This window comes from Megasphaera sp. NM10 (assembly GCF_000417505.1).
GTDB classification, from domain to species: domain Bacteria; phylum Bacillota; class Negativicutes; order Veillonellales; family Megasphaeraceae; genus Megasphaera; species Megasphaera intestinihominis.
In genome coordinates this window covers 1-944 of sequence record NZ_APHY01000109.1, presented here as the reverse complement: position 1 = coordinate 944, position 944 = coordinate 1, and the positions used below count along the sequence as shown (strand labels likewise).

2 protein-coding genes are annotated in these 944 nt (G+C 42.2%); both read right to left on the bottom strand.

Annotation, left to right across the window (positions count from 1 at the left end):
- Positions 1-4: 4 nt before the first annotated feature.
- Complete coding sequence (locus NM10_RS15100) at positions 5-133, bottom strand: hypothetical protein (protein ID WP_256379010.1); 129 nt, start codon at positions 131-133, stop codon at positions 5-7.
- 188 nt (positions 134-321) lie between these two features.
- The gene (locus NM10_RS12430) at positions 322-783 is read right to left on the bottom strand and encodes a phytochrome sensor protein (RefSeq protein WP_020311888.1); all 462 of its coding nucleotides are present in this window, start codon (positions 781-783) and stop codon (positions 322-324) included.
- Between the last annotated feature and the right edge of the window lie 161 nt (positions 784-944).

Below are 944 nucleotides of genomic sequence, written 5' to 3'. Positions count from 1 at the left end.
AACGTCAAAATGGGACCAAAATCTGCTTCAGGACGTCCTGTACGTCTTCCGCGCTCTTGATGTCGTAGTTGTTGAGGATTTGCTGAGCAATCTGCTCGCCTGGGGTAGTTGGTGGAGTTTTACACTTTGCCATTCTGTTACCGTCCTTATCTTTGTTTACCCCAGTATGGGGCATAAAGTAGATTCATGCAATACCGATTTACACAAACTATTTTACACTCCCCAGAAATATACCCAGTAATAACCCCCATAGCCAAATACGATAGAAAATGGAGCAATTCTGCTGGCTGGTACATAACAGCAATAAGTCCAAACCCCAGATTACCGAAGCTCAATACTAGGAGAATGAGATATGAAAAAAAACACCGCCAAAAAAGCTTGACGTCGTCCATATAAAAGCCCCATAACGGCAATATATAAGAAATTAAAGTCAAAAGGCACAATTGGATTAACAGAACTTCCACCTTGAATCTGCATAAGCCACAACATCAGCAAGGCTCCGATAACATTTTCTGCATAAGGCATAATCCGTTCTTTTATCTTCTTATCTCGTTGTTCTTGTCTTTCTTTTTGTCGACGCTTTTCTTCGAAGAGAAGCGTATGAGTAACATCACGATACACATCAGCTATATTTTCTGCCAAACTGTGCCGAGCCTTCCAACCAATTTGTTTCCTAGCCTGTTCCGGATCAAGGATAGCCTGTGCAAAATGTCCCTGTTTATGGGAATCGATTTTAGGTTCTTTATGGGAGTGTAAAATAGTTTGTGTAAATCGGTATTGCATGAATCTACTTTATGCCCCATACTGGGGTAAACAAAGATAAGGACGGTAACAGAATGGCAAAGTGTAAAACTCCACCAACTACCCCAGGCGAGCAGATTGCTCAGCAAATCCTCAACAACTACGACATCAAGAGCGCGGAAGACGTACAGGACGTCCYGAAG